This window comes from Saccharopolyspora sp. ASAGF58 (assembly GCF_012277335.1).
GTDB lineage: Bacteria > Actinomycetota > Actinomycetes > Mycobacteriales > Pseudonocardiaceae > Saccharopolyspora > Saccharopolyspora hattusasensis.
In genome coordinates this window covers 3160970-3183615 of the sequence record NZ_CP040605.1, presented here as the reverse complement: position 1 = coordinate 3183615, position 22646 = coordinate 3160970, and the positions used below count along the sequence as shown (strand labels likewise).

Genomic DNA, 22646 nt, shown 5'->3' with positions numbered 1-22646 from the left:
AACGGATCATGGAAGCCGTCGCCTCTGCCCGCAGGAATTTGGACTTACTCGTCCTAGCGTGAAGGGCACATCTCCACGGCTCAGAGCCCGCGCGTACTTCGCGGCGCCACACCACCACATAAAGCGCTCACGGCCGACGACCTGCGGATACAACCCCGACACCGTGCGCTGGCCGCGGGAGAACCGCGACCCGCACTCGTCTCGCGGGACCGCGCCTTGAAATCGCCACGGCACGTGACCAGCGGGAACTTCAGCGGGGCAGGCGGCGCCAGATCGGCTGCGGGACCAGGCGCATCGCCGCGAACACCCAGCGCAGGATCGGTGGCACCCACACCACGCGACGTCCCCGCCGCAGCGCGTTGACCGTCGCATCCGCGACCTGGTCAGGGGTGCTCGACCACGGCGCGGGGCTCATGCCCTCGGTCATCCGCCCGATGACGAACCCGGGCCGCACGATCAGCAGCTCCACGCCGCTGCCGACCAGCGCGTCGGAAAGACCGTTGGCGAATCCGTCGAGCCCGGCCTTCGCCGACCCATAGACGTAGTTCGCCCGCCGCACCCGCATCCCCGCGACCGAGGAGAACACGACGATCTTGCCGCTGCCCTGCTCGCGCAGCAGGTTCGCCAGGTGCGTCAGCACACTGATATGCGCGACGTAGTCGACGTGCACGATGTCGATCGCGTGCGCCGCATCCCGTTCGGCCCGCTCCTGGTCGCCGAGCACGCCGAAGGCGGTCACCGCGACGTCGATCGGGCCGTGCCGGTCGACGATGCCGCGGAGCAGTTCGGCGTGGCTGCGGACGTCCGCGGCGTCGAACTCCACCCGCACCACGTCGGTGGCCCCGGCCTCGCGGAGCACGGCCTCCTCGGCGTCCAGGTTCGCCGACCGCCGCGCCGCCAGCACCACGGTGCCGTGTCCGCGCTTGACGAGGCGCACCGCCACCTCGACGCCGATCTCACTGCGGCCCCCGAGGACCAGTACCGCTCCGCTCATCGCCGCAAGTCTGCCACCGGCCCGTCGGCCGGGTTCGCTCCGGCGTGAGGTGAAGCCAACGGCCTGTTCGCGCCGCCTATCGAGGCGAACGGTCCTTTCGCGCCAAAAGAACCCGACGGCCCGCCCAGCCGAATAGGGTTCGCCCGGCGAAGGGAGAAGGATGACCGTGCTCGGCCTGCGCGAGCTCAACCGCGCGACCCCGGAGCGGCAGCGGACTCTCCGCGACGAGAACGGCCGCAAACGCCTGTTCAGCACGAAGAACGCCGTGCTCCCCGGCACGATCCTCGTCGACGGCTTCCGGCACGGCACCTGGCGGCTCGTCCGCCGGAAGCACACCGCGACGCTGCTGATCGAGCCGTACCGGAAGCCGTCCGAAGAGGAGGCCGACGCCGTGGCTGGAGGGCCGCCGGTTGCTGCAGTTCGCCGAGCCGAACGCCCCGACCACGACGTGCGGATTACCTCGGTCGCCGTGTGACAGGTGTTTACCTGTCGCCCTTGCCGGAATTACCCTGCTCGTGATCGTTTCTACCCCGGACCGAGCGGACCCTTCTCATGGCAAGTGCTGACAGGCCGCAGATCGACCCCACGAAGCCCAGCATCGCGCGGGTCTACGACGCGTTCGTCGGCGGCAAGGACAACTTCGAGGTGGACCGCGAGGTCCTGCAGCAGATCCTGAAGATCGCCCCGGAGGCAGTGCAGGTCGGCAGGCAGTGCCGGGCGTGGCTGATCCGCGTGGTCCGGTTCCTGGCCGGCCAGGCCGGCATCGGCCAGTTCCTCGACCTGGGTTCGGGGCTGCCGACCGCGGAAAACACCCACCAGGCGGTGCAGCGGCTCAACGCCGAGGCCACGGTGGTCTACGTCGACAACGACCCGTCGGTCGCAGCGCACGGCCGCGCGCTGCTGGAGGAGAACGAGTACACCCACTTCGTGGTCGGGGACTTGCGCTACCCCGCGGAGATCCTGGCGAACCCGAAGGTGACCAAGTACCTGGACCTGAGCCGCCCGGTGGCGTTGATCCAGTGCAACACCCTGCACCACGTCACCAACGACGAGGACCCGAAGGCGATCATGTCCGCCTACACCTCGGCCATGGCCCCCGGCTCGTACCTCGCGATCTCGCACCTGCACAACCCGGCCGACGGCAGCTCGCGGGCCAAGCTCGCGGACGAGTCCCAAGTGCGGTTCAACTCGATGATGGGCAGCTGCTACTACCGCACGCGGGAGGAGATCCAGGCGCTGTTCTGCGGCCTCGAGATGGTCGAACCCGGCCTGACCTACCTGTTCGACTGGTGGCCCGACGGCCCGCGCTTCACCGAGCCGTCCGACGCCGAGTACAACCTCGTCGGCGGAGTCGCCCGCAAGGCATGAGAAGGGCCGTGCGTCTTCTTGGCAGAAGACGCACGGCCCGTACGACCTGGCCCCTCCGGGATCAGCCGGGCTGGCGGGTCGTCCAGTGCCGCATCGCGTGCTCGACCAGCGCGATCAGGGTGCGCTTGGTGGACTCCCGGTCCCGGGCGTCGCATGGCCCGATCGGCACGTTGGGGCCGATCGCCATCGCCTCGCGGACCTGTTCGATCGAGTGCACCATCTGGCCGTCGAAGCAGTTCACCCCGACCAGGTACGGCAGCCCGCGGTCCTCGAAGAAATCGATCGCCGAGAACGAGTCGGCCAGCCGCCGGGTGTCCACCAGCACGACCGCGCCGATGGCACCGCGCACCAGGTCGTCCCACATGAACCAGAACCGCTGCTGGCCCGGGGTGCCGAACAGGTACAGGATCAGGTTGGAGGCCAGCGAGATCCGGCCGAAGTCCATCGCGACCGTGGTGGTGGTCTTGTTCGGCGTTGCGCCGAGATCGTCGACGCCCCGGCTGGCCTCCGTCATCACCGCCTCGGTGGTCAAGGGCACGATTTCCGACACCGAGCCGACGAAGGTCGTCTTGCCGACGCCGAATCCGCCCGCGACCACGATCTTCGCCGAGGTCGACGCGGTGCCGCCCCGATTGGCGGCCTGCGGCGGCGCGGAGCCGAGCTGGGGCGCGCTATAGCCGACGGAGTCCACTCAAAACCCTTTCCATCAACACCATGTGTGGTGCGCTACCGCTTTCGCTCACCGTCTGGTGCACGGTGATCAACCCCAGATCGGACATGTCGGCCAGCAGCACTCGGGCCACCCCGATCGGCACCGACAACAGCGCCCCGACTTCGGCCACCGATCTGGGGTGTTGGCACAACTCGGCGATCGACTGGTGCTCCAGCCGAACCGCCACGCCCGGCTGGTACATCTCGCCGGTGGAGACCAGGGTTTCCAGCTCCAGCTGGAGGTTCGACCTGGTACGCCCGCCGGTCCAGGTGTAGGACCGGATGCTGGACGCGGCCGGTGCCTCCGGCTCGACCGGATCCTCTGGGTAGGCCACCTCATTCCGATCGTCGTCATCGTCGTACTGGTCCTCGTACTGGTCCTCGTACTGGTCCTCGTAATGCTCGGCGTACTGCTCCTGCGGCTCGTCCCGCCCGCGCTTGCGCTTGCGACCGCTGCCGAAGGTGAACCCGTTGACGACGTGGGCGAAGCTGTCGTCCCCCGAATTGCCCCGTCTTCGGCCCCGCCGTGGATATTCCGAGCGTCTACTCATCGCATCCTCACACCAGTTGGCCGGTGAACGCGTTCGGCGCTCCCTGCAGCTGCGACCGGATCTCCGGCGTGAGCATCTGGCCGACGCGCTCCACGAGCATGGTCATCTCGTAGGCGACCAGCCCCATGTCGCACTGCGGGGCGGCGAGCACGGTCAGGCAGGAGCCGTCGCTGATGCCCATCTGCAGCAGCGTGCCGCGCTGCATCTCAACAATGGTCTGCACCACCCGCCCTGCCTCGAAGCACTTCGCCGAGCCCTGGGTGAGGCTCAGCAGCCCGGAGGCGACCGCGGCCAGCTGATCGGCCCGGTCCCTGGGCAGCGTCGCTGAGGCGGTCAGCACCAGGCCGTCGGCGGACACCACGATCGCGTGCGCCACACCGGCCACGCGCTCGGTGAAGTCGGTGATCAGCCAGCCGAACCTGTGGGAAATCATTTCCTGAGCAGTCATGCAACCTCCTGTTCGTCGCCGAGGTGATCACGCCTTAGCGCTGCGGACTTCATGTCAGCCCTCATCGGTTGCTCGATGCCGCCCACGACTGACACCGCTCTGGAAGTCGGCCAGCCGCCCGCGGAGTTGATCCGCGTCGCGCTGGAACGCCGCGGCTTCCTGGGGCCCGGAATCCGCCACGCTGCCAGGAACCAGATGCTCCTTCGGGGTCCGGCGCGGCAGGCCCGCCTGGGTGAACGAAGTCGGCTGCGGGTTCACCGCGGCCTCCGCCGCTTCGCGCGCGCTATCGGCGGCGAAGCTCCAAGTGTCTCCGGAAGTGTCCGGGACCCACTGCTGGGGCTCGACGGGTGCCGAGCCCCAGTCGTCCGATCCCTCCGGTTCCGACGCCCACGCGTCCTGCCCGGTGGGCTCCTGCATCCATGAGCCCGCCCCGGAGGTCTCCGCCGGGTGCCCGAAGTGGACGCCGTTGTGGGCAAGCTTCCGGCTGATGTCCTCCGGAATGCGGGCGGGCATGTCGGCAGCCGATTCCGCCGCCGGTACCGGTGCCGGTTCCGCCGTCTGCTGGCCGCGCGGCACGCGGCGCGGCAGCCCGGACGAGGTGAACGACGGCTCCTCCGCCTGCCGGTCGCCCGCCAGGAAGTCCGAGTTCTGCGGGAAACTCACGCCCGCGGCCGGTTCGTTCTCCGCGCCGGGCCAGCTGACCTCGCCGGATTCGTTCCGCGACGTCAGGTACGGGTTCTCGCTGGCCGGCTGGAACCACCGGGTGGAGGCCTCGGTGAAGACCGGCGACTCCGCCGACGGCCGCTCCGCAGGCGGCTCGGCCTCCGGCCAGTCCACACCCAGGTCCGACGGCACCGCGCGCGGCTGCTGCGGGATGTCGATCGGCGCGTCGAACAGGTGCGCCGTCGGCCAGTCCTCGCTATCGGGGACGCTGGACTCGGAGAGGCTCGCCGAAGCGGGCTCCTGCCAGGGCGAACTGTCCTGTGCGACCGCGGGCCGCTCGCCGCGGCGCGGCAGCACGCCGGAGGTCGGCAGGTCGGTGTGCGCGTGCCCGTTGCGCTGGCCAGGCGCCGCCGCCGGGGGCGCCAGGGCAGGCCCGGACTCGACCGGGACCACGTGATCGGCCGGGATCATCACCGTCGCCCGGATGCCCTCGACGTCCGGCCCGCCGTGCAGCTCGACGCCGACACCGTGGCGAACCGCTAGGCGCCCGGCGACGAACAGCCCCATCCGGCGCGAGGTGGCCAGGTCGTCCTCGTCCACGTGGGCCAGCCGTTCGTTGGCCCGGGCAAGTTCCTGGTGGCCCATGCCGATGCCCTGGTCCAGCACGTCTAGCACCACCGTGCCGTCACCGGCCTGGTAGCTGGACACCGTGACGGTCGTGTCCGGGGCGGAGAAGTTCGCCGCGTTGTCCAACAGCTCGGCGACCAGCCGCACCAGGTCGCTGGCGCTGTGCCCACGCAGCTTGACCGACGGCGGCGGCTGCACCACGACCCGCGGGTACTGCTCGATCTCGGAAACCGCGGCGCGCAGCACGTCCGCCAGGTCGGTCGGTTGGGTGAAGCGGCGCGCCAGGTCGCTGCCGGAGAGGACCATCAGGTTCTCGTTGTTGCGCCGCATCCGGGTGGCCAGGTGGTCCAGCTGGAACAACCGCGCGAGCTGGTCCGGGTCCTCCTCGTCCTGCTCCAGCTGCTCGAACAGCCGCAGCTGGCGTTCCAGGAGGCTCTGGCTGCGCCGGGAGATGCTGACGAACACCTCGCCGTAGCCGCGGCGCAGGTCCGCCTGCTCCACCGCGAGCCGCAGCGCCTGCTGGTTCACCTCGTCGAAGGCGCGGGCCAGCTGCCCGACCTCGTCGGTGGTGTCGACGGGGAACGGCTCGACGACCGCGTCCGCGACATTGCCCTCCCGGATGCTGGCCACCGCCGCCGGCAGCTCGTACTCCGCGGCGTCCAGCGCGCTGCTGCGCAGGACGCGCAGCGAACCGAGCAGCTGTCGCGCGATCACCATGATGATCGCGGCGGCTGCGATCAGCGCGGACAGCAGCAGCACCGAATCCCAGCCGGCGGCGCTGCTGGCCTCGTCCTCCAGCCGCGAAGCGGTGGCGCGGACGTCGGCCGCCAGATCGCCGCGCCCCTGGTCGATCAGCGCGACCGAGGCTTCGGTGCCGGAATTCCACGCGTCGCGCTTCACCGAGAACCCACCGGAGTAGACGTTGTCGGTGCTCTCGGTCATGATCGCGCGGAGCATGCTGTTCCGGTCCGCGATCGCCGGAGCCGCGAATGTCTGGTCCAGCCGCTGCTGCCAGTTCGCGACAACGGTGGCACGAGCATCGGTGATCTTGCTCTGCAACCGGGCGCGAGAGCCGTTCAGGCTCTCCAGCGCGGCCGGCTTGAGCTCGCCCTCGGACAGCCCGGTCAGCACCCAGGCCTGCTGCAACCGCACTTCCTCGGTCAGGCCCATCATGTCCTGCAGCGCGGTCGCCGTGCTGGACAGGCTGCGGTCGGCGAGGCTGCTGCTCAGCGCGCGGTCCAGAGCCAGCACCGAGGCGATTACGCGGGTGTACTCGTCGATCGCCTTGGCCTCGCCGATCCGGTGGTCGCGGACCTGCTGGCGGAGCTGACCGAGCCCGTCCAGCAGCGGCCGGAGTTCGCCGTAGCGGTCGGCGACGACTCCCGTGGCGACGTCGGACGAGGAGAGGTGCTGCCCGACGTCGGCGGCAGCCCGGTCCACCACGGCCGCCTGCTCCTCGATCGGGCCGAACTCGCCGTCGCCGACCAGGAACTCCACCGCGCGGGTTCGTTCTTGCTGGATGCTGACGACCAGCGGGTCGACCCGGCCGACCGTGTTCAGCACTTGCTCGACGAGGTCGTACTCGGCCGCCTTGTCGACCTGCCACCGGATCTGTCCGATACCGAGCGTGATCGCGAAGATGACCGGTACCAGCACGACCGCGGCCAACTTCGTCGGCAGCGACCAGTTGCGCCACTGCACCACGGCGTCGCGGGTGCGCCCTAACCGGCCCGCCGTCACGACCGCGCTCCCGGCTGCGAGCCAGGGCTCTCGTGCAGGTCAGTCGCGGTCTGGACCTCGGGCGAACAATGCGTTGGAGAACGGCGCATGCGTGCGGTCCCGCAATCGTCGTCTGGGCTGTCTAGGGTGAAATCCAGCCGTGGTCGAGCAGCACCCGGCAACCGGAAACGCCTTACGATACTGCATCGTACCAATGCAGATTCGGATGCACTCTGCGTAACCACGCGCGCCCCCGGTTGGCGCATTACGAACACTGGTACCGAACCGTGACCTTTCGGATCGCGCGACTGTCTTTCAGTGCCTCAGCACTATAAGCCCCGTAACCCGTGATAGTACCGGGGGCTTTTTCGCATTCCGCTACGACAAACAGGCGATGTCACGCCGAGTGGTCAACCCCACTTCACCCGCTGCGCTTTTTCACTCGTTCAGCCTAAAGAGGGTATTCAATCTCGGACCCGATCCCCCCATAAGGCCTGGTCAGGAAGATCGCTGCCGCGAGGCCGGACCGCTGACCTGGCAATACCGGACCGCAATCAAGGAGCGTCGCCTCTCCGCAGCCCGCGGACCGCCGACCGGTACTCTCGGAATCCGATACCAGGTGGCGATCACCACACTGTTGATCACCTGCGCCGAGTGGTTAGAATTCCCCGCCGCTGCCAGGACTCGGCCCAGCGGGCCAACCGCGAAGTTCCAGGAAGGATGCATGAGCAACGCAACGCAATCCGCGCTGCGCGGCAGTCAGCGCGACCAGCCCGGAAATCCGGGGGCAGCCTTCGGCGGAATCGGCAAGAGCTCCGTTCGCGCGACTAACGAACCCCCCGATTTCATCGCTATCCAGGAGAGCGCGGAATTCCGTGCCCTGCGCCGCCGGCTGAAATGGTTCGTTTTTCCGGCTACGGCGTTTTTCCTGATCTGGTACCTCGGGTACGTGGCGATCGCCGCCTACGCCCGGGAATTCATGGCCCGACCGTTGGTCGGCGAGATCAACGTCGGGCTGGTCATGGGCATCGGCCAGTTCATCACCACGGTGGGCCTGACCGGGCTTTACGTCCGCTTCGCCCGCCGCCGCATCGACCCCGATGTCGACCGGATCCGAGATGACGCGGGAGAGTACGACCAGTGAATGAGCCGCAGCTGATCCCGGCCGACAGCGCGATCATCAACACCAGCGTCTTCGCGGTGTTCGTACTGATCACGCTTTTCATCGTGTACCGGGTGAGCAACCGTGGCACCTCCAGCGACTACTTCGTCGCGGGTAGTTCGTTCACGGGTGCGCAGAACGGCATCGCGCTCTCCGGCGATTACCTGTCCGCCGCGTCGTTCCTGGGCATCGCCGGGGCGATCGCGACCTACGGCTACGACGGCTTCCTGTACTCCATCGGCTTCCTGGTCGCCTGGCTGATCAACCTGCTGCTGCTCGCCGAGCGCACCCGCAACACCGGCCGCTTCACCATGGGCGACGTGCTCAGCTTCCGGATGCGCCAGCGCCCGGTGCGGGCCGCGGCGGCCGCCTCGACGCTGGCCATCACGATCATCTACATGATCGCCCAGATCGCCGGTGCGGGCGGTCTGGTCGCCCTGCTGCTCAACGTGCACGGCACGTTCGGCCAAGCGTTGGTGATCGCCGCGGTCGGCGCGATCATGATCACCTACGTGCTGGTGGGCGGCATGAAGGGCACCACCTGGGTACAGATCATCAAGGCCGCCTTGCTGCTGCTGTCCGTCGCGATGATCACAATCTTCCTGCTCGGCAAGTTCGGCTACAGCTTCACGAACCTGCTGCAGCACGCCGCCGACAACAACCCGCACGGCCGCGACATCTTCGCCCCCGGCGTGCAGTACGGGAAGTCTGAGCTGACCAAGCTGGACTTCGTGTCGCTGTCGCTGGCCCTGGTGCTCGGCATCGGCGGCCTGCCGCACGTGCTGATGCGGTTCTACACCGTGCCCAACGCCCGCGAGGCCCGCCGCTCGGTCGTCTGGGCGACCTGGGTGGTGGCGGTGTTCTACATCTGCACCCTGGTCGTCGGCTACGGCGCCGCCGCGCTGGTGGGCACCGACGCGATCCTGAGCGCACCAGGTGCGGAGAACTCCGCGGCCCCGCTGCTGGCCTACCGCATCGGCGGCACGGTACTGCTGGGCATCATCGCGGCGGTCGCCTTCGCCACGATCCTGGCGGTGGTGGCCGGGTTGACGCTGACCGCATCGGCGTCGTTCGCGCATGACGTCTACGCCAACGTGATCCGCCGCGGCGACATCGACTCGGACTCCGTGGTGAGGGTAGCCCGGTTGACCGCGCTGGTGATCGGCATCGCCTCCATCCTCGGCGGCATCCTCGTCATCGGGCAGAACATCGCGTTCCTGGTCGGCCTGGCGTTCGCGTTCGCCGCCTCGGCGAACCTGTCCACGCTGCTGTACTCGCTGTTCTGGAAGCGGTTCAACACCACGGGCACGCTGTGGAGCATCTACAGCGGGCTCGGCTCCTGCCTGCTGCTGGTGATCTTCTCCCCGGTGGTTTCCGGCTCGCCGGACTCGATTCTCCCGAGCATGGACTTCGCCTTCTTCCCGTTGAAGAACCCTGGCATCGTGTCCATCCCGGTATCGTTCATCTGCGGAATCATCGGAACCTTCGTGGGCCGCGACTCGGTCGACGAGGAGCGCCAGGCCGAGATGGAGGTCCGCTCCCTGACCGGCATCGGCTCCCGCGCCGGCTGACGTTTCTGGATTCCAGGCTCGTTCTCTGCGTGGCGGTGCACGTAGGCGGCCCCTCAGACGCCGTCTGGACTCCGGGATCCCCGACTTGCGGCCAATACGCGGATTCGGGGCTGTCCCCGCCAGACAACGCCTGAGAACCCGCGGCGGCGCAAGCTGCGTGCGTGGGCTGAGCGCCTGCGGCGCTTGCGGCAGCTTCGGCCGGTCAAGCTGAGCTTCGCGACGGCGGTTGGGGCGGCGGTTGGGGCGGCGGTTGGAAGCGGCTGCGGCACTTCGCAGACGAATGTTGAGACGTTCTCGTCGGCACGCACCGCATCGGCGCCGCTGCTCCGCTAACCCACAGGTGGGTTTCGCCGTTCACCCCGATCGCCGCGAGTCACCGGCCGCTCACAATTGCGCTCTACCCAATCGGATACTGCCGGTCGACCGCAATTCTCCATAAACTGGAGTTGCCCGCCAAAAGGACGCTTCAGCAATAGCAGGGGGCAATGGGGAGCGACCTGGCGGGCGTATCGGGGGGTATTCCATGCGAACGGTTCGAAATGCACTGCTCGCTGCGGTCACCGCCGCCGTCCTGCCCGTGTCCGGGCTGGGCGTCCAGGCCGCCACCATCGCGGCCGAAATCAAGAACGGCCTGGTCGAACTGGCCGAAAAGGCCTCGCACGGCCGGGCCGGCGACTTCCGTGGGCCCGGCGTCCGGATCCGCTCGGCACCCAATACCGCCGCCGCCGCGCGCGGCGTGGGAAATCCCGGGGACAACGCCACCATCCGCGAGGCGGTCGGCGGGGAATCCGTCCGCTGCCCGGACGGATCGGCGAATTCGGAATGGTTCGACATCACAAATCGCCGCACCCGCGTCAGCGGATTCGTCAGCGGTTGCTACCTCTGATGGAATCGCATTCGGACGCCGGGTCAGAAATCCTGGTCCGATCCCCGGAGGCCGACCGGCCGCAACCGTCGCAGGCGCACGTGCCAGGCGAGCTTGATCACCGGCCGGACCGCGAGCTCGCAGCTGCCCAGCAGAAACGGCCAGGTGCCCGCGGTAGCCGTGTCCTCGTGGAAGAACAGCAGACTGCCGACGATGAACCAGATCGCGATCAGGAAGTCGTTGACGATGCTGATGAACTCGTACCGCTTCCGGATCAGCAGCTCCTCGTGCCCGTTCCGCAGCACCCACGGGCTCGACCCGGCCGGATCCCGCATGATCCGATTGTCCGCACATCCGGCGGATTCCGCAGGTCACAAGGGCTATTCCAGCGCGGCGGCGGCCGCTCGCCCGGCCTGCCGACCGGAGAACAGACAGCCGCCGAGAAAGGTTCCCTCCAAGGACCGGTACCCGTGCACGCCGCCACCGCCGAATCCCGCGACCTCGCCGGCCGCGTAGAGGCCGGGCAGCGGCTCGCTCGAATCCTGCAGGACCCGTCCGGACAGGTCGGTTTCCAGCCCGCCCAGGGTCTTGCGGGTCAGGATGGACAGCCGCACCGCGATCAGCGGCCCGGCGGCCGGGTCCAGCAGCCGGTGCGGCTCGGCGACCCGGATCATCCGGTCGACCACGTAGCGGCGGGCCGCGCGGATGGCGATGACCTGCTCGTCCTTGCCCAGCCCCGACTCCACCTGGCGGTCGCGGGCGACGATCTCACGCTCCAGCGCGGCAGCGTCGATCAGCTGGTCTCCGACCAGGTCATTCATCCCGCGCGCCAGCTCCGCAACGGTGCGCCGGACGACGAAGTCGGGGCCGCGGCGGACGAATTCGGCGACCGGGCCCGGGGTGCCACCGCCGCCTCGCTGCAGCAGCTTGCGGAGGCTGCGCTCGGTCAAGTCCGGGTTCTGCTCGGAGCCGGACAGCGCGAACTCGCGGCTGATAATGCGCCGGTCGAGCACGAACCACGTGTACTCGTGTCCGGTCTTCGCGATGTGCTCCAACGTGCCGAGGGTGTCGAAGCCCGGGAACAGCGGCGCGGGCAGCCGCCGCCCTTCCGCGTCCAGCCACAGCGACGACGGGCCGGGCAGGATCCGGATGCCGTGCTTGCTCCAGATCGGCGCGTAGTTGCGGATTCCCTCGGTGTAGTGCCACATCCGGTCCGGGTTGATGATGTGCCCGCCGCTGCGGGACACCACTTCGAGCATCCGCCCGTCCACGTGGTCGGGCACCCCGGCGATCATCTCTTTCGGCGGTTGGCCGTAGCGCTCGGGCCAATTCCGCCGCACCAGGTCGAGGTTCCCGCCGATGCCGCCCGATGCGACGACGACGGCCTGCGCGTGCAGCTCGAAATCTCCTGCCACGTCGCGAGAACTCGGCTGTCCGCGTTCCGCCGAGCTCGGCGCGAGCACCTCGCCGCGCACCCCCGTCACCGCGCCGCCGCTGGTGATCAGCTCGCTGACGCGGTGCCGGAACCGGAACGACACCAGGCCTCGTTCGGCCGCCTGCCGTACCCTGCGGATGAACGGCGCGAGCACCCCGGGGCCGGTGCCCCAGGTGATGTGGAACCTCGGCACGGAATTGCCGTGCCCGGTGGCCAGGTAGCCGCCGCGCTCGGCCCACTGCACCAGCGGGAAGAACCGCACGCCCTGCGCGGTCAGCCAAGCCCGCTTCTCCCCGGCGGCGAAGTCCACGTAGGCCTCCGCCCACTGCCGGGGCCAGTGGTCCTCGGGCCGGTCGAAACCGGCGGAGCCGAGCCAGTCCTGGAGCGCCAGTTCGCGGGAGTCCCGGACGCCCAACCGGCGCTGTTCCGGGGAATCGACCAGGAAGAGACCGCCGAACGACCAGTGCGCCTGGCCGCCCAGGGCGGCCTCGGGTTCTTGGTCCACCAGCACCACCCAGCGGCCCGCGTCGGCCAGTTCCGCGGTGGCGACCAGGCCGGCCAGGCCGGCGCCAACCACGATGACATCAGCGTCCAACGTCATTACCGACCTCCGCTCTACCGAGTGGTAACCGGATGTCTGTATACCGCAGCCGCAGGCGCTTCGACAGCTCACCGGGCCGTTCCGCTGCGGCACCGCAACATTTCCCCACACACGGAAATCCACCCGGTCGGGGTGTATCCAGCAAATTCGCTGGCATTCCGATCCGGGATTCGGGAATCCTGTTTCCAGTGCGCCGATTCCGGCCGCTAGCCACTCATTATCCGCTCACGAAGGGGTTTTCGCATGTCCAAGTTCGCTTCCGCCGCGCCGTTGCGCGTCGGCACCCGGTCGTCCTCCTGGCGTCGGACCGGGCGGACCGGCGTCTGGCGCATATTCGTCCCCGCGCTGTTCGCCCTCGCCGCGGTCTCCGTCGGTTCCGGAGGCGCGTACGCCGTACCGCCGGAAAAGCCTTGCGCAGCAGGAACTTTCTGCAGCTACCCGGAGGAGGAGTACGCCGGGCAGGTGCACGAGGTCGGCCTCCAGACGACCACGTTGGAGCAGTGTGTCCAGCTCCGGCAAGACGTGGAGGTGCGGTCCTTCGTGAACAACACCGGTCATCCGGTGACGGTCTACCAGGACCCCTACTGCGACAGCGGTGCGGAATTCGCCACGTACCCAACGGGTTCCCAAACACCGCGGGCGACATACGTCGCCCGGGCGATCAAGATCTGGTCGCACTGACCGCCGAGAAACCGTCCTGAACCGATTGCGCGCGCCTCCGGGGGAATCCCAGCCCCCGGGCTCGCCCGGAATCCCCGACTCAGGTGTCCGGCCTACCGGGACGGCACCTGAGAGCCTGTCGGCGAATGCCGTCCGCGCCTTTGGAAGCGGCGTAGCCGCTTGCATTCACCTTGCCAAGACGACCATCGGCGGGTTCTGAGAGGTTTTCTGGCGAGGACGGCCCCTCCGCCGCGTATTGGACACATACATCAGGAGGGGCACCCGCAGTCCAGGGAACCTCTCAGGTTCCGCTAAGCGACCACCCACCCACACCATTCACCAACAAGCTCTGAGAACCCCCGGGCAAAGCCAGGCACGTCGGACGCAACCACCAGGACAACAACTCAGCGGACCAGATCCCGCATCAGCTCAAGCAGGCGCTCGGCGGAGTTGGCCCAGGTGAACTTCGCCGCCTGACCACGAGCCGCGGCGACCTGCTCCGCACGCGTACGGGAATCCTCCACGGCGCGCACCGCGGTGGCGAAGTCCTTCGACGACCCCGGGTCGAAGAACCTCGCGTGTCCCCCGGTCACCTCGTGGAAGATCTCCAGATCGCTGCAGACCACCGGCGTCCCCGCGTTCATCGCCTCGATGATCGGCAGCCCGAAACCCTCGTCCCGAGAAGCGGTGACCAGCGCGCTCGCCCTCCCCAGCAGCGCCTGGTAATCGCATTCACTGATTCCTCGCCAGAAAACGACATCGACATCAGGAGGTATCTGTCCGCGCAATTCCGCTTCGCGCGCAGGCGCGACTCGACTGACCAGGTGCAGGCGATACCCAGGAAGGAGAGCCATGCCCGCGATCAACGCTTCCACGTTCTTGTACGGCATGAACGAACCCATGTACACGAGCTCCCGCGGCCCACCCGGTTGTTCTTGAGCCGCACCGGTTTCGACCCCCTCGAGCACGTCGTCCTCCGGCGGCGGGGACGGTGCATTGTGGACGACCGTCACCGGGCGCCGGGTGAGCCGGTGCTCCGCGATCAGCTTCCTGGTCGTCTCGCTGACCGTGACCACCGCGTCAGCCCGGTTGAGCATCACCCGCTGCGGCCAGAATGCCTTGTGGTAGAGCCGCCAGGCGGCGCGCACCGGCCGCGGGAGGAACCCCGGCGGCTGCGGATGCCGGTAGTAGATCAGGTCGTGCAGCGTGAGGACGAGCCGGTAGTCGCGCCGGAAACCGCCGATCACCTGCAGCGGGCTGAACACGACGTCCGCACCGAGCCGGTTCAGGGTGCGCGACAGCCACAGCTCCCGCGGCGAGAACGGGCTGTTGACCTTCACGTGCGGAACACCGGACGGCAGCAGCCGCAGCTGCCGCTCGTCATGGATCAACATCGTCACCGGATGGAGGTGGTGCAATGCCTCGATCAAGCTCGCGCCGTAGCGGCTGATCCCATCGTGCTGATCGGTCCGCGTCCAGCGCGCATCGACGACGACGTTCATCGTCCTCGACCCGGCCGCACTCGGACTCGGGTCGGCGGTACCGCTCCCTTGCGGCCGCGGGCCGTTCATGGCGCTCCGAGGAAGTGTCGGATCGCTTCGGCCGCCGGCCCCGGCGTCTCGTAGTGCACCAGGTGGCCGACGTTCGGGATCACCACGAGCTCGGCGTCGGCGAGCCGACCCGCCAGCGCGCGCTGGCCCTCCAGGGGCGCGATCTCGTCCGACTCCCCCGCGATCAGCAGGGTCGGCATCCGGAGCGCGTCGGCGTGGTCGGCCACGGTGTGCGTCACCGAAGCCTCGAAGGTCTCGCTGAGCAGGGCGGGGCTGTGGAAGCGGCTGAAGTACCGCAGGTGGTTGGCGTCGATGAACCCGCGAAGCTGCTTGTCTTTCGTCCGCGTCATCGCCCGGCTCGCCGCCAGCACCACCCACCTGTTGCTCAGCAGCGAATGCCCGGCCCGCAACGGCAACCGCTTGCCCAGCGTGTAGTAGGCGGACGTGAGCCCGGACAGCACCACGCGCGGTCCGCGCAGCGCCGGAGTCGCGATCGGGTTGATCAGCACGAGGCGTCGCACGAGTTCGGGCGACGTGGCGGCGACCTGGGCGGCCACGATCGAGCCGAAGGAGTGCCCGAGCAGCGCGATCGGCCGGGTCCGGCCGCCGAGCCGCTCGATGAGCTCGGTGATGACCTGCGCGTAGCCGGCGACGTCGTGCCGCCGCCCACTCATCGGCCCGGAGTCCCCGAACCCGGGCAGGTCCGGGATCACGACGCGCTGGTCCGGCAATCCAGCCGCGACGAGCTCCAGACCGTGGTGGGTACCGCGCAGGCCGTGCACCATCAGCACCGTGTCGGCAGGTTCGACCGGGTCGATCGGGACGACCGAACCGACCTGGGTGACTGCGGGGCCCGCCGCGGTGACCAGGTCGCTGGTCTCGGCGAGGTGCTCGCGGTAGACCCAGTAGTGCAGCTCGGCGCCGCCGATGTGCTCCACCCGCTCCGCGGGGTGGAGTTCCGGGGTGGTCATGCCGGATCAGCTCGCCAGCTCGGTGCGGATCTCGTCGAGCTCGACGGCGCCGGCCGGGTCGATCGCGTGGCGGTAGATCGCTTCGAACCGGCCCAGGATCTCGTCGATGTCGTGCCGGGACACGAGCCGCTCGCTGGCCGCGCCCATCCGGTCGATCGTCACGCGGTCGCTGATCACGTCGTCGATCGCGCTGGCCAGGGCGTGCACGTCCCGCGGCGGGTACAGCCAGCCGTTCTGGCCCGGTTGCACGAGGTGCGGCAGGGCCATGGCGTTGGCCAGCACCACCGGGGTGCCCGCCGACATGGCTTCCATGGTGGCCAGGCTCTGCAGCTCGGCGATGCTGGGCATGCAGAACAGGTCGGCGCGGGCGTAGGCGTCGAGCAGCTCGCTGTCGCTGAGGAACCCGTGGAAGTGCACCCGGTCGGCGATGCCGAGTTCCACCGCGAGCTGCTCGAAGGCGGCGCGGCGGCTGCCGTTGCCGACGATCTCCAGCCGCGTCGGCGTCTTGGTGCGCAACAGCGCCATGGCCCGGAGCAGGTCGTCGATGTGCTTCTCCTCGTCGAGCCGTCCGACGAACAGCACGGTGCGGGTGCCCGGATCCGGGTGCTGCTTGCGGTAGCTCCGGGCCCGACGCCGGTACCGCTCGACGTCGATGCCGCAGGAGACGGGCAGCGCCAGCTCGGCGAACCCGTTCTCCTGCAACAGCTGGACGGCTCGCGGCGTCGGAGCGGTCACCAGCTGCGCCTTGCGGTAGTGCTTGACCAGGTTGTGCCACAGCAGGCGGCCCGCCGCGTGCTGGAGGACCTGCGGCACCTTGAAGTAGCCGAAGATGTTCTCCGGCATGAAGTGGTTGGTGGCCACCAGCCCGATGTCCCGGCGGCGCGCCGAGTTGATCAGGCCGCGGCAGATGAAGAAGTGCGACTGCACGTGGACGACGTCGGGCTGGATCTCGGCGATCAGCCGGTCGGCCTGGGCGGCCTGCCACGGCAGAAGCCCCCGGATCGACGGGTGGAACGGCGAGCCGTACGAGGCGACGCGGTGCACCGTCACGCCGTCCTCGACGTCGGTGCGCGACTCCCGGTCCGTCGAGTGGCAGACGACGTGCACGTCGTGGCCGCGACCGGACAGCCCGGTCGCCAGGCGGTGGCCGAAGTTCGCCGCCCCGTTCACGTCGGGGGGATACGTGGTCGCGCCGACCACGATCCGCAGCGGGCGCCTACTGAACGGTTGCGAAGTCAAGTGGAACTCCCGTCAGGACGATCTGTCGAACTCGGTCCGGCAAGATCACTGCTGCCGGTCGCAGTGGCGGTCGTGGAGGTCGTCGGGGGCACAGCGGTCGAATGCACGGTGGTCGAATGCACGGTGGTCGCAGAAGGCAGACCAACAGCGGAGGACACGGTGGCCGCAGCGGTGGCGGGAGCCCGTTGCGCCTGGGTGTCGGGGTGGTAGCGGGCCAGCGCGAAGACGCCGGCGCAGGCCACCACGGCGCAAAGGGCTTCGCCGACGGCCGTCCACGTGCTGACGTGGTCGGCTTCGCCGAGCAGTCCAATGCCCAGGCCCACGGCCACCAGCGGGTCGATCACGGTCAGGCAGGCCACCACGAGGTCCGGCGGGCCGCTGGCGTACCCGTGTTGCAGCAGCCAACCGCCCACCACCATCGCGACGACGATGCCGAGCAGCGGCAGCGGGTTGATGTCCAGCAGTTCGGTCGTGCCGAGCTGCTGCGCCACCGCCCGCATCAGCACCGAGACGTACCCGTACGCCACCGCGCAGCCAGCGGCGAAGAGCACGCAACGCGCCTTCGACCGGGTCAGCACGGCCAGCACGCCGAGCATCAGGATCGCTCCAGCCACCAGCTGGGTGGCCAGCAGCTGCTCGCCGCCCGCGATCGGAGTGGCGGTGGCGCTGCCAGCAGCGAGGAACACGAAGGCGCCGACGCCGCCGGTGGCCGCGACCACCGAGAGCGCGACGCTGGGTTTGAGGTCGCGCGCGTGGATGCCCTGCTGCCGGAGGTTCAGCAGCACGGTGATCGGCAGCGCCAGCACGCCGACCGGCTGCACCACGCTCAGCGGTGCCAGGCCGAGCGCGCAGGCGTGCAGCACCGTGCCGCTGCCGAGCGCCGCCAAGCCCCCCAACCAGCGGGGGTTGCGGAGGAGCTGGGCCTGGCTGCGGAGGCCGAGCCCGCCGCCGTCCATCGTGTCGTGCACCGCGGCGTGCTGCAGTCGTGCTCCCACGGCGTACCCGCAGGCCCCCAGCGCGGCGAGCAGCACCGCGAGTGCAGTCATCGCGGACCACTCCCCGTGGGCGTGGTCGGATGGTGGTGCACGACCGGGTCAGTCCTCTTCAGCAGGCTGCGGGAACGTTCGACTACCGAACACCCTAGTGCGCGATCCATGCCACGTCCCACTGTCGAGCCCCGCGGCGTCCGCCGCGTCGGCCTACTACCAGTGCCAGGTTCCGAACCCGCCGATTCCTGCCTTCGCTGTTCGTCCACACCGCTCAATCTCGCGTCTCGCGAGTCCGACTCACATCCGGGGCCGGACCCCCAATTTCCCTGAGACGTGCCAGGTTCGCACCCTGGGACGCCCGCCGGACCGCTGGGTCACGACGCCCCTGGATCGACCCCGAAACCCGTCCTAGACTGCGGAAACGCGGTTCGGCACCGCCCCGGTCAAGCCTCCAGGAAACCCGCATGCCGACCTCGGTCCGCCCACCGGGCATTACAGCAAAGCACGTAATTGCGGCGGCCCGTGAAACGCCAGACGAATATGTGCGAACCGATCCGGTGAACGAAAGTCGACTGTTCGACGAAACGTGCGGAAAGAACCCAGCAACTTTCGGAATCGTTGCACCCGCGCACGACCGAGGCGCGCCGGACGCACCCCCCGCATGCGCCTCTGCACTGTCCGCCGGATACACATGCACGACTGTAGAACAACGTTGCTGAGGACTTTGTCAGCAACACTTCCCACCCAAGCCGGACCGGAACGGCACTGCCCGGTGGACAAACCCGTGGATTATCGATATCCGGGTGAAGACACCCCGCCAGCAGGGAAATCGCATTGGGAGAAGATCAACTATTCGGTGCGGAAACGGTGACGAATGCGACACCACGACAACATCACGCCCGCGAAACTGTTCGCGCACCGAAACAATTCGGTCACGACCAGTGATGAAATCCGGCGCTTCCTCCGGACCGAACGGCAATGCTTGCTCATCCGGGTGAGACGATGCACTTGTGGCTGCCGACTCCGACGTCTCCCAGCACAGCCGGTCCGCGAAGCCGGCGCACCCCGCCGACACGGACGAACGCAATGTGGTCGGCGCCAAGGCCGCCGTGGTGGCGGCACTCCTGGGCGGTGCGCTGCTGACCGCGCTGGCCGCGACCGCCTACACGGCCGTCGGCACCATCCCGGGCCTCCCCGACCTGCCGCCGCTCGTGCACTTCGGGTTGCCGGCCGTGCGAGCCCTGCTCGACGTCGCGGCGCTGGCGACCGTCGGTCTGAGCCTGCTGCCGAAGCTGCTGGGCTTCGACCGCCCCAAGCACACCGAGCCGGTCATGGCGCTTGCCAGGCAGTTCACGGTGGTCACCGCGCTGGTCTGGATGCTCAGCGCCCTGCTGTCACTGGTACTGCAGACCGCGGAGCTCAGCCCGGACCGCCCCCTCACAACCGGGCTGCTGATCGACTACGTAGCGGACGTCCCGGCAGGTCCCGGCCTGCTCGCCAGCGCCGGCGCCGGGCTCCTGTGCGCGGCGCTGGGCCTGGTCGCGGTCCGGGTCGGCGAGAAGGTCCCGGCGGAACTGCGCACCATCATCGCGCTGCTCGGCCTGCTCCCGATGCCGCTGACCGGTCACGCCACGGACTGGCAGTACCACGACTTCAGCATGATCTCGATGGAGTTGCACGTGATCGGCGCAGCGATGTGGACGGGCGGCCTGGCCGCCGTCGCGCTGTTCGTGGCGCCGCGCCGCGGGCTGCTCGCCGAGGCCCTGCCGCGCTTCTCGAAGCTCGCCACCATCGCGATCTTCGTCGTGGGGATTTCCGGGCTGTTCAACGGCCTGATGGAGCTGATCATCACGCCGGCCGTCGGCCTGCCCGGCCTGATCAACACCGGCTACGGCCAGATCATCCTGGCCAAAGCCGGGTGCCTGGTGGTGCTCGGTGCGGTGGCGTCGCAGATGCGCTTCCGCCTGCTGCCCCGCATCGCGCGCCACCAGCGCACCGCGCTGATCGGCTGGGCCGCTGCCGAGGTCGGCGTGATGGGCATCGCCTACGGCCTGGGGGTCGTGCTCTCCCGCGCCCCGGTCATCGTCTGACCGCGCGACACCACCCGCCGCCAGCTCCGGCGACCGCTCTCGGTGTCGAGCAGGTACGAGACGAGCCACCACACCGCGGCGAACAAGACCACCGCGTACAGCGCCGACCAGTAGTCGACCGGCGGCGAAGCGAGGTAGGTCTGCTGCATCCACAACGCCAGGTAGGTCACCGCCGTCACGACCGGCGCGCCGGCGAACGGCCGGATCGCCGGCGCCAGACGGAACGAGAGGTCGACCGCCACGGCCCCGGCGAGCAGGAAGAACGGCACGGCCGAGATCGGGAAGCCCGCCGTCCCGAGCAATGCCCAAGCCACGCAACGGAAAATGAGGTAACCCGCGGCGATGGTGGTCGCCGTCCACTGGCGCCCGGCCAGCCGCCGGGCGAGCACCAGCGTGCCGAGTCCGGTGACCGTCGCCCACGTCGGGTACACCCAGTCCGGCACCGGCAGCGTGAACGACTTGACCGCGATCCAGTCCAGGGGCCGCCCGAGGTCGTCGGCGGCGAACTGCAGCAGGGTGTCCTCGGCGTACGGAGTACCGCGCTCCCAGGCCGCCAACCCGAGCACGCCGTACTCCTGATGCTGGTTGAGGAACAGGAAGTTGTCGAGCACCGTGAACCACAGGAAGCAGGTGACCGGGTAGAAATAGCGGCCACCGCCGCCGTAGCGGGCCCACCCGCGGAGCAGGCCGACGCTCAGCAGCCCGGTGCCGAGGTAGAGCAACGCGTGCGAAGGGCTCCACGCGGTGATGTCCAGCCCGTTGATCCGGTGGTTGATCACGTCCAGCGGCGCGGCGACCAGGAAGATGCCGAGCCCCCACTGCATCCAGCGAAGCGTGGCGCGGTCGACGCCGATCCCGGTGTAGGTGTGGAAGACCACCAGGCCGATCACGATCACGGTGCCGACCGTGTTGATCAGGTGCGGTGGCGCGAAATCGTCGCGCAGCCACCGAAAGTGCCAGCAGATGTCCCAGGTGGCACCCGCGATCTTGAGCACCATCGCGGCCACCCACCAGCGGTAGAGCGCGACCACGAGTTCCCGGGGAGCCTCCCGACCCGGTTCACCACGCGTCCAGTGGCAACGGAGCAGCTCCGCTGTACTCGCCATCGCGTTCACCTCCGCACTTCGCGATGTTCACCCGAAAAACGGTAGTCGGTACTGATCGCGAGCGGGGCGCAACGACATACTCGGCGGTAATTTTTGGCGGTGCGCCCGGTCCGTGCACGACAGGCCGGAATAGCCGGAATCCCGTTCACTCCCGGAACGAACGGGATTCTGCGACGAACGACGGCTAGGTCAGCGCGGGATCTTCAGCACCTGGCCGACGTAGATCAGGTCCGGGTCGGTGATGCCGTTGACCCGGGCGATCTCCCGCCAACCGACGCCCAATCGCTGCCCGATCTCGGGAAGCGTGTCGCCGGGCTGCACGACGTAGGTCTCCTGCGGTGGCGGCGGAGTCGGCCCACCGGCCCCGGTGAGCACCTCCAACGGAACCATCGACACGTTCAGGTCGGTGTTGCCGCCGACCCCCGGAACCTGCCCGTCCGAGGCGTGCTGGTGCATCGCCACCCGGTCCGTGAGGTAACCGGGTTCGCCCGGTGGGCGGCCGTAGTGCGCGACCCACAGGAACACCCCGGGGTCGACCCAGGTCTCCGGCGCGAGCTTGCCCTGGAACCAGGACGTCGAGGCGTAGACCACGACCTCGTGCCGGCCCGTGTGCCCGCGGATCGCGTCGATGAACCCCTTGACCCAGCCGCCCAGGTTCGGCGCATCCGTTTCGATGTCCAAGCACGGCGGCAGGTTGCCCGCCGCGCTGGAGTTCAACCGCCCGAGCGCAGCGGCGAAATCGGCCGCGTCCTGCTGCGGGGAATTCGTGTCCGGGCGGGCGAAGTGGTACAGCCCGGTGACCAGCCCGGCACCGCGCGCACCGGCCAGCTGGGAGTCCAGCGTCGGACTCACGTATCCGACGCCTTCGGTCGCTTTGATGTAGGTGAACGCGTATCCAGCTCCCCGAACCGCTCCCCAGTCGGGTTCCCCCTGATATCGCGAGACGTCAATACCGGGAATTCGCTCGGCCATGATCAACCCCCTGACTACGGCCTCATGCCGGTGCCAAACTATCGAAGTCCAGCATTCGGGCAGTCCCGCCGTTCAGGTCAAGATCACCACCCGATTGGTCGATACCAGAGCGAGATGCTGCGAAATCGCGGTGCGGGAAATTACCCAGGTCGGGTTTGTTCTCGGCCGCAATACGACCTTTTCGGTGCAGTGGACCGTCACTCGATCCACTGGTCGCGGGCGCCGATTGCGGCACGTGGAGCAGGCGGACCGAACGGTCGCGGACGGCGGGAAAATCGGTGGCGGAGGCAACCACACCGACAGCCGGACGTCTTCAGCGCAGTAGAGCAATTACCGACGGCCCCGCCGCGAGGA

General features: G+C 68.7%; 20 protein-coding genes. 7 read left to right on the top strand and 13 right to left on the bottom strand.

The annotated features are described in order from the left end of the window. Nucleotides 1-250: 250 nt before the first annotated feature. Nucleotides 251-994 (bottom strand): decaprenylphospho-beta-D-erythro-pentofuranosid-2-ulose 2-reductase, encoded by a 744-nt coding sequence (locus FDZ84_RS15065; protein ID WP_168586425.1) that lies wholly within the window; start codon nucleotides 992-994, stop codon nucleotides 251-253. A gap of 160 nt (nucleotides 995-1154) precedes the next feature. Between FDZ84_RS15065 and FDZ84_RS15060 the strand changes: the two genes are divergently transcribed. Continuing rightward, nucleotides 1155-1469: a DNA glycosylase AlkZ-like family protein gene (locus FDZ84_RS15060; RefSeq protein ID WP_168586424.1), complete on the top strand. Its 315-nt coding sequence runs from the start codon at nucleotides 1155-1157 to the stop codon at nucleotides 1467-1469. A gap of 77 nt (nucleotides 1470-1546) precedes the next feature. Then, nucleotides 1547-2362 (top strand): SAM-dependent methyltransferase, encoded by an 816-nt coding sequence (locus FDZ84_RS15055; RefSeq protein WP_168586423.1) that lies wholly within the window; start codon nucleotides 1547-1549, stop codon nucleotides 2360-2362. A gap of 61 nt (nucleotides 2363-2423) precedes the next feature. Here FDZ84_RS15055 and FDZ84_RS15050 read toward each other — a convergent pair whose 3' ends face one another. From FDZ84_RS15050 to FDZ84_RS15035, 4 genes are read right to left on the bottom strand one after another with little or no spacing between them, the layout of a single operon-like run. Further along, a complete protein-coding gene (locus tag FDZ84_RS15050) occupies nucleotides 2424-3053 on the bottom strand; it encodes an ATP/GTP-binding protein (protein WP_168586422.1) in 630 nt (209 codons plus the stop codon). Beyond that, on the bottom strand, nucleotides 3034-3624 hold the full coding sequence (locus FDZ84_RS15045; RefSeq protein ID WP_168586421.1) for a DUF742 domain-containing protein: 591 nt from the start codon (nucleotides 3622-3624) through the stop codon (nucleotides 3034-3036). Before FDZ84_RS15045 ends, FDZ84_RS15050 begins: the two co-directional genes overlap by 20 nt. A 7-nt stretch (nucleotides 3625-3631) precedes the next feature. Further along, a complete protein-coding gene (locus FDZ84_RS15040; protein ID WP_168586420.1) occupies nucleotides 3632-4072 on the bottom strand; it encodes a roadblock/LC7 domain-containing protein in 441 nt (146 codons plus the stop codon). 54 nt (nucleotides 4073-4126) lie between these two features. Beyond that, a complete protein-coding gene (locus FDZ84_RS15035; protein ID WP_168586419.1) occupies nucleotides 4127-7102 on the bottom strand; it encodes a nitrate- and nitrite sensing domain-containing protein in 2976 nt (991 codons plus the stop codon). 703 nt (nucleotides 7103-7805) lie between these two features. Here FDZ84_RS15035 and FDZ84_RS15030 point away from each other — a divergent pair. The 3 genes from FDZ84_RS15030 (at nucleotide 7806) to FDZ84_RS15020 (ending at nucleotide 10700) form a co-directional block, all read left to right on the top strand. Then, nucleotides 7806-8225 carry a DUF485 domain-containing protein gene (locus FDZ84_RS15030; RefSeq protein ID WP_210435568.1) on the top strand — a complete coding sequence of 140 codons (420 nt, stop codon included), beginning with the start codon at nucleotides 7806-7808 and terminating at the stop codon, nucleotides 8223-8225. Then, complete coding sequence (locus tag FDZ84_RS15025; RefSeq protein WP_168586418.1) at nucleotides 8222-9814, top strand: cation acetate symporter; 1593 nt, start codon at nucleotides 8222-8224, stop codon at nucleotides 9812-9814. The genes FDZ84_RS15030 and FDZ84_RS15025 overlap by 4 nt, the downstream gene beginning before the upstream one ends. Nucleotides 9815-10337: 523 nt before the next feature. Then, entirely contained in the window at nucleotides 10338-10700 is a 363-nt protein-coding gene (locus FDZ84_RS15020) for a hypothetical protein (protein WP_168586417.1), read from the top strand. Nucleotides 10701-10723: 23 nt separating this feature from the next. Here the strand turns inward: FDZ84_RS15020 and FDZ84_RS15015 are convergent, their stop codons facing one another. Next, nucleotides 10724-11014 (bottom strand): YrhK family protein, encoded by a 291-nt coding sequence (locus FDZ84_RS15015; protein ID WP_210435567.1) that lies wholly within the window; start codon nucleotides 11012-11014, stop codon nucleotides 10724-10726. 45 nt (nucleotides 11015-11059) lie between these two features. Continuing rightward, the gene (locus FDZ84_RS15010; protein WP_168586416.1) at nucleotides 11060-12715 is read right to left on the bottom strand and encodes an FAD-binding dehydrogenase; all 1656 of its coding nucleotides are present in this window, start codon (nucleotides 12713-12715) and stop codon (nucleotides 11060-11062) included. Nucleotides 12716-12958: 243 nt separating this feature from the next. On the opposite strand from FDZ84_RS15010, the gene FDZ84_RS15005 reads away from it, so the two are divergent. Next, nucleotides 12959-13396 (top strand): peptidase inhibitor family I36 protein, encoded by a 438-nt coding sequence (locus tag FDZ84_RS15005; RefSeq protein ID WP_168586415.1) that lies wholly within the window; start codon nucleotides 12959-12961, stop codon nucleotides 13394-13396. A gap of 383 nt (nucleotides 13397-13779) precedes the next feature. On the opposite strand, the gene FDZ84_RS15000 is transcribed toward FDZ84_RS15005, so the two are convergent. The 4 genes from FDZ84_RS15000 to FDZ84_RS14985 form a co-directional block, all read right to left on the bottom strand. Further along, nucleotides 13780-14877: a glycosyltransferase family 1 protein gene (locus FDZ84_RS15000; RefSeq protein ID WP_168586414.1), complete on the bottom strand. Its 1098-nt coding sequence runs from the start codon at nucleotides 14875-14877 to the stop codon at nucleotides 13780-13782. Between the two features lie 65 nt (nucleotides 14878-14942). Continuing rightward, on the bottom strand, nucleotides 14943-15896 hold the full coding sequence (locus tag FDZ84_RS14995) for an alpha/beta fold hydrolase (protein WP_168586413.1): 954 nt from the start codon (nucleotides 15894-15896) through the stop codon (nucleotides 14943-14945). Between the two features lie 6 nt (nucleotides 15897-15902). Then, nucleotides 15903-17135, bottom strand: coding sequence for a glycosyltransferase (locus tag FDZ84_RS14990; RefSeq protein ID WP_168586412.1), 1233 nt, complete (start codon nucleotides 17133-17135; stop codon nucleotides 15903-15905). Continuing rightward, nucleotides 17132-18181 carry a hypothetical protein gene (locus tag FDZ84_RS14985; protein WP_168586411.1) on the bottom strand — a complete coding sequence of 350 codons (1050 nt, stop codon included), beginning with the start codon at nucleotides 18179-18181 and terminating at the stop codon, nucleotides 17132-17134. Before FDZ84_RS14985 ends, FDZ84_RS14990 begins: the two co-directional genes overlap by 4 nt. 953 nt (nucleotides 18182-19134) lie before the next feature. Between FDZ84_RS14985 and FDZ84_RS14980 the strand changes: the two genes are divergently transcribed. Then, nucleotides 19135-20214: a copper resistance D family protein gene (locus tag FDZ84_RS14980; RefSeq protein WP_168586410.1), complete on the top strand. Its 1080-nt coding sequence runs from the start codon at nucleotides 19135-19137 to the stop codon at nucleotides 20212-20214. Here the strand turns inward: FDZ84_RS14980 and FDZ84_RS14975 are convergent. Together FDZ84_RS14975 and FDZ84_RS14970 are read right to left on the bottom strand one after the other, a co-directional pair. Then, nucleotides 20169-21320, bottom strand: a complete 1152-nt coding sequence (locus FDZ84_RS14975) for a hypothetical protein (protein WP_246869024.1) — start codon at nucleotides 21318-21320, stop codon at nucleotides 20169-20171. The two genes, FDZ84_RS14980 and FDZ84_RS14975, sit on opposite strands and share 46 nt — an antisense overlap. Nucleotides 21321-21509: 189 nt before the next feature. Continuing rightward, nucleotides 21510-22292: a GH25 family lysozyme gene (locus FDZ84_RS14970; protein WP_168586409.1), complete on the bottom strand. Its 783-nt coding sequence runs from the start codon at nucleotides 22290-22292 to the stop codon at nucleotides 21510-21512. Nucleotides 22293-22646: the final 354 nt, after the last annotated feature.

What these genes read in the sequence shown, in the direction of transcription:
- FDZ84_RS15060 (WP_168586424.1), top strand. Translation starts at nt 1,155, where the DNA reads ATGACCGTGCTCGGCCTGCGCGAGCTCAACCGCGCGACCCCGGAGCGG.
- FDZ84_RS15045 (WP_168586421.1), bottom strand. Translation starts at nt 3,624, where the DNA reads ATGAGTAGACGCTCGGAATATCCACGGCGGGGCCGAAGACGGGGCAAT.
- FDZ84_RS15005 (WP_168586415.1), top strand. Translation starts at nt 12,959, where the DNA reads ATGTCCAAGTTCGCTTCCGCCGCGCCGTTGCGCGTCGGCACCCGGTCG.
- FDZ84_RS14975 (WP_246869024.1), bottom strand. Translation starts at nt 21,320, where the DNA reads ATGGCGAGTACAGCGGAGCTGCTCCGTTGCCACTGGACGCGTGGTGAA.
- FDZ84_RS15065 (WP_168586425.1), bottom strand. Translation starts at nt 994, where the DNA reads ATGAGCGGAGCGGTACTGGTCCTCGGGGGCCGCAGTGAGATCGGCGTC.
- FDZ84_RS14995 (WP_168586413.1), bottom strand. Translation starts at nt 15,896, where the DNA reads ATGACCACCCCGGAACTCCACCCCGCGGAGCGGGTGGAGCACATCGGC.
- FDZ84_RS15010 (WP_168586416.1), bottom strand. Translation starts at nt 12,715, where the DNA reads ATGACGTTGGACGCTGATGTCATCGTGGTTGGCGCCGGCCTGGCCGGC.
- FDZ84_RS15000 (WP_168586414.1), bottom strand. Translation starts at nt 14,877, where the DNA reads ATGAACGTCGTCGTCGATGCGCGCTGGACGCGGACCGATCAGCACGAT.
- FDZ84_RS14985 (WP_168586411.1), bottom strand. Translation starts at nt 18,181, where the DNA reads ATGACTGCACTCGCGGTGCTGCTCGCCGCGCTGGGGGCCTGCGGGTAC.
- FDZ84_RS15020 (WP_168586417.1), top strand. Translation starts at nt 10,338, where the DNA reads ATGCGAACGGTTCGAAATGCACTGCTCGCTGCGGTCACCGCCGCCGTC.
- FDZ84_RS15030 (WP_210435568.1), top strand. Translation starts at nt 7,806, where the DNA reads ATGAGCAACGCAACGCAATCCGCGCTGCGCGGCAGTCAGCGCGACCAG.
- FDZ84_RS15055 (WP_168586423.1), top strand. Translation starts at nt 1,547, where the DNA reads ATGGCAAGTGCTGACAGGCCGCAGATCGACCCCACGAAGCCCAGCATC.
- FDZ84_RS15015 (WP_210435567.1), bottom strand. Translation starts at nt 11,014, where the DNA reads ATGCGGGATCCGGCCGGGTCGAGCCCGTGGGTGCTGCGGAACGGGCAC.
- FDZ84_RS14970 (WP_168586409.1), bottom strand. Translation starts at nt 22,292, where the DNA reads ATGGCCGAGCGAATTCCCGGTATTGACGTCTCGCGATATCAGGGGGAA.
- FDZ84_RS15040 (WP_168586420.1), bottom strand. Translation starts at nt 4,072, where the DNA reads ATGACTGCTCAGGAAATGATTTCCCACAGGTTCGGCTGGCTGATCACC.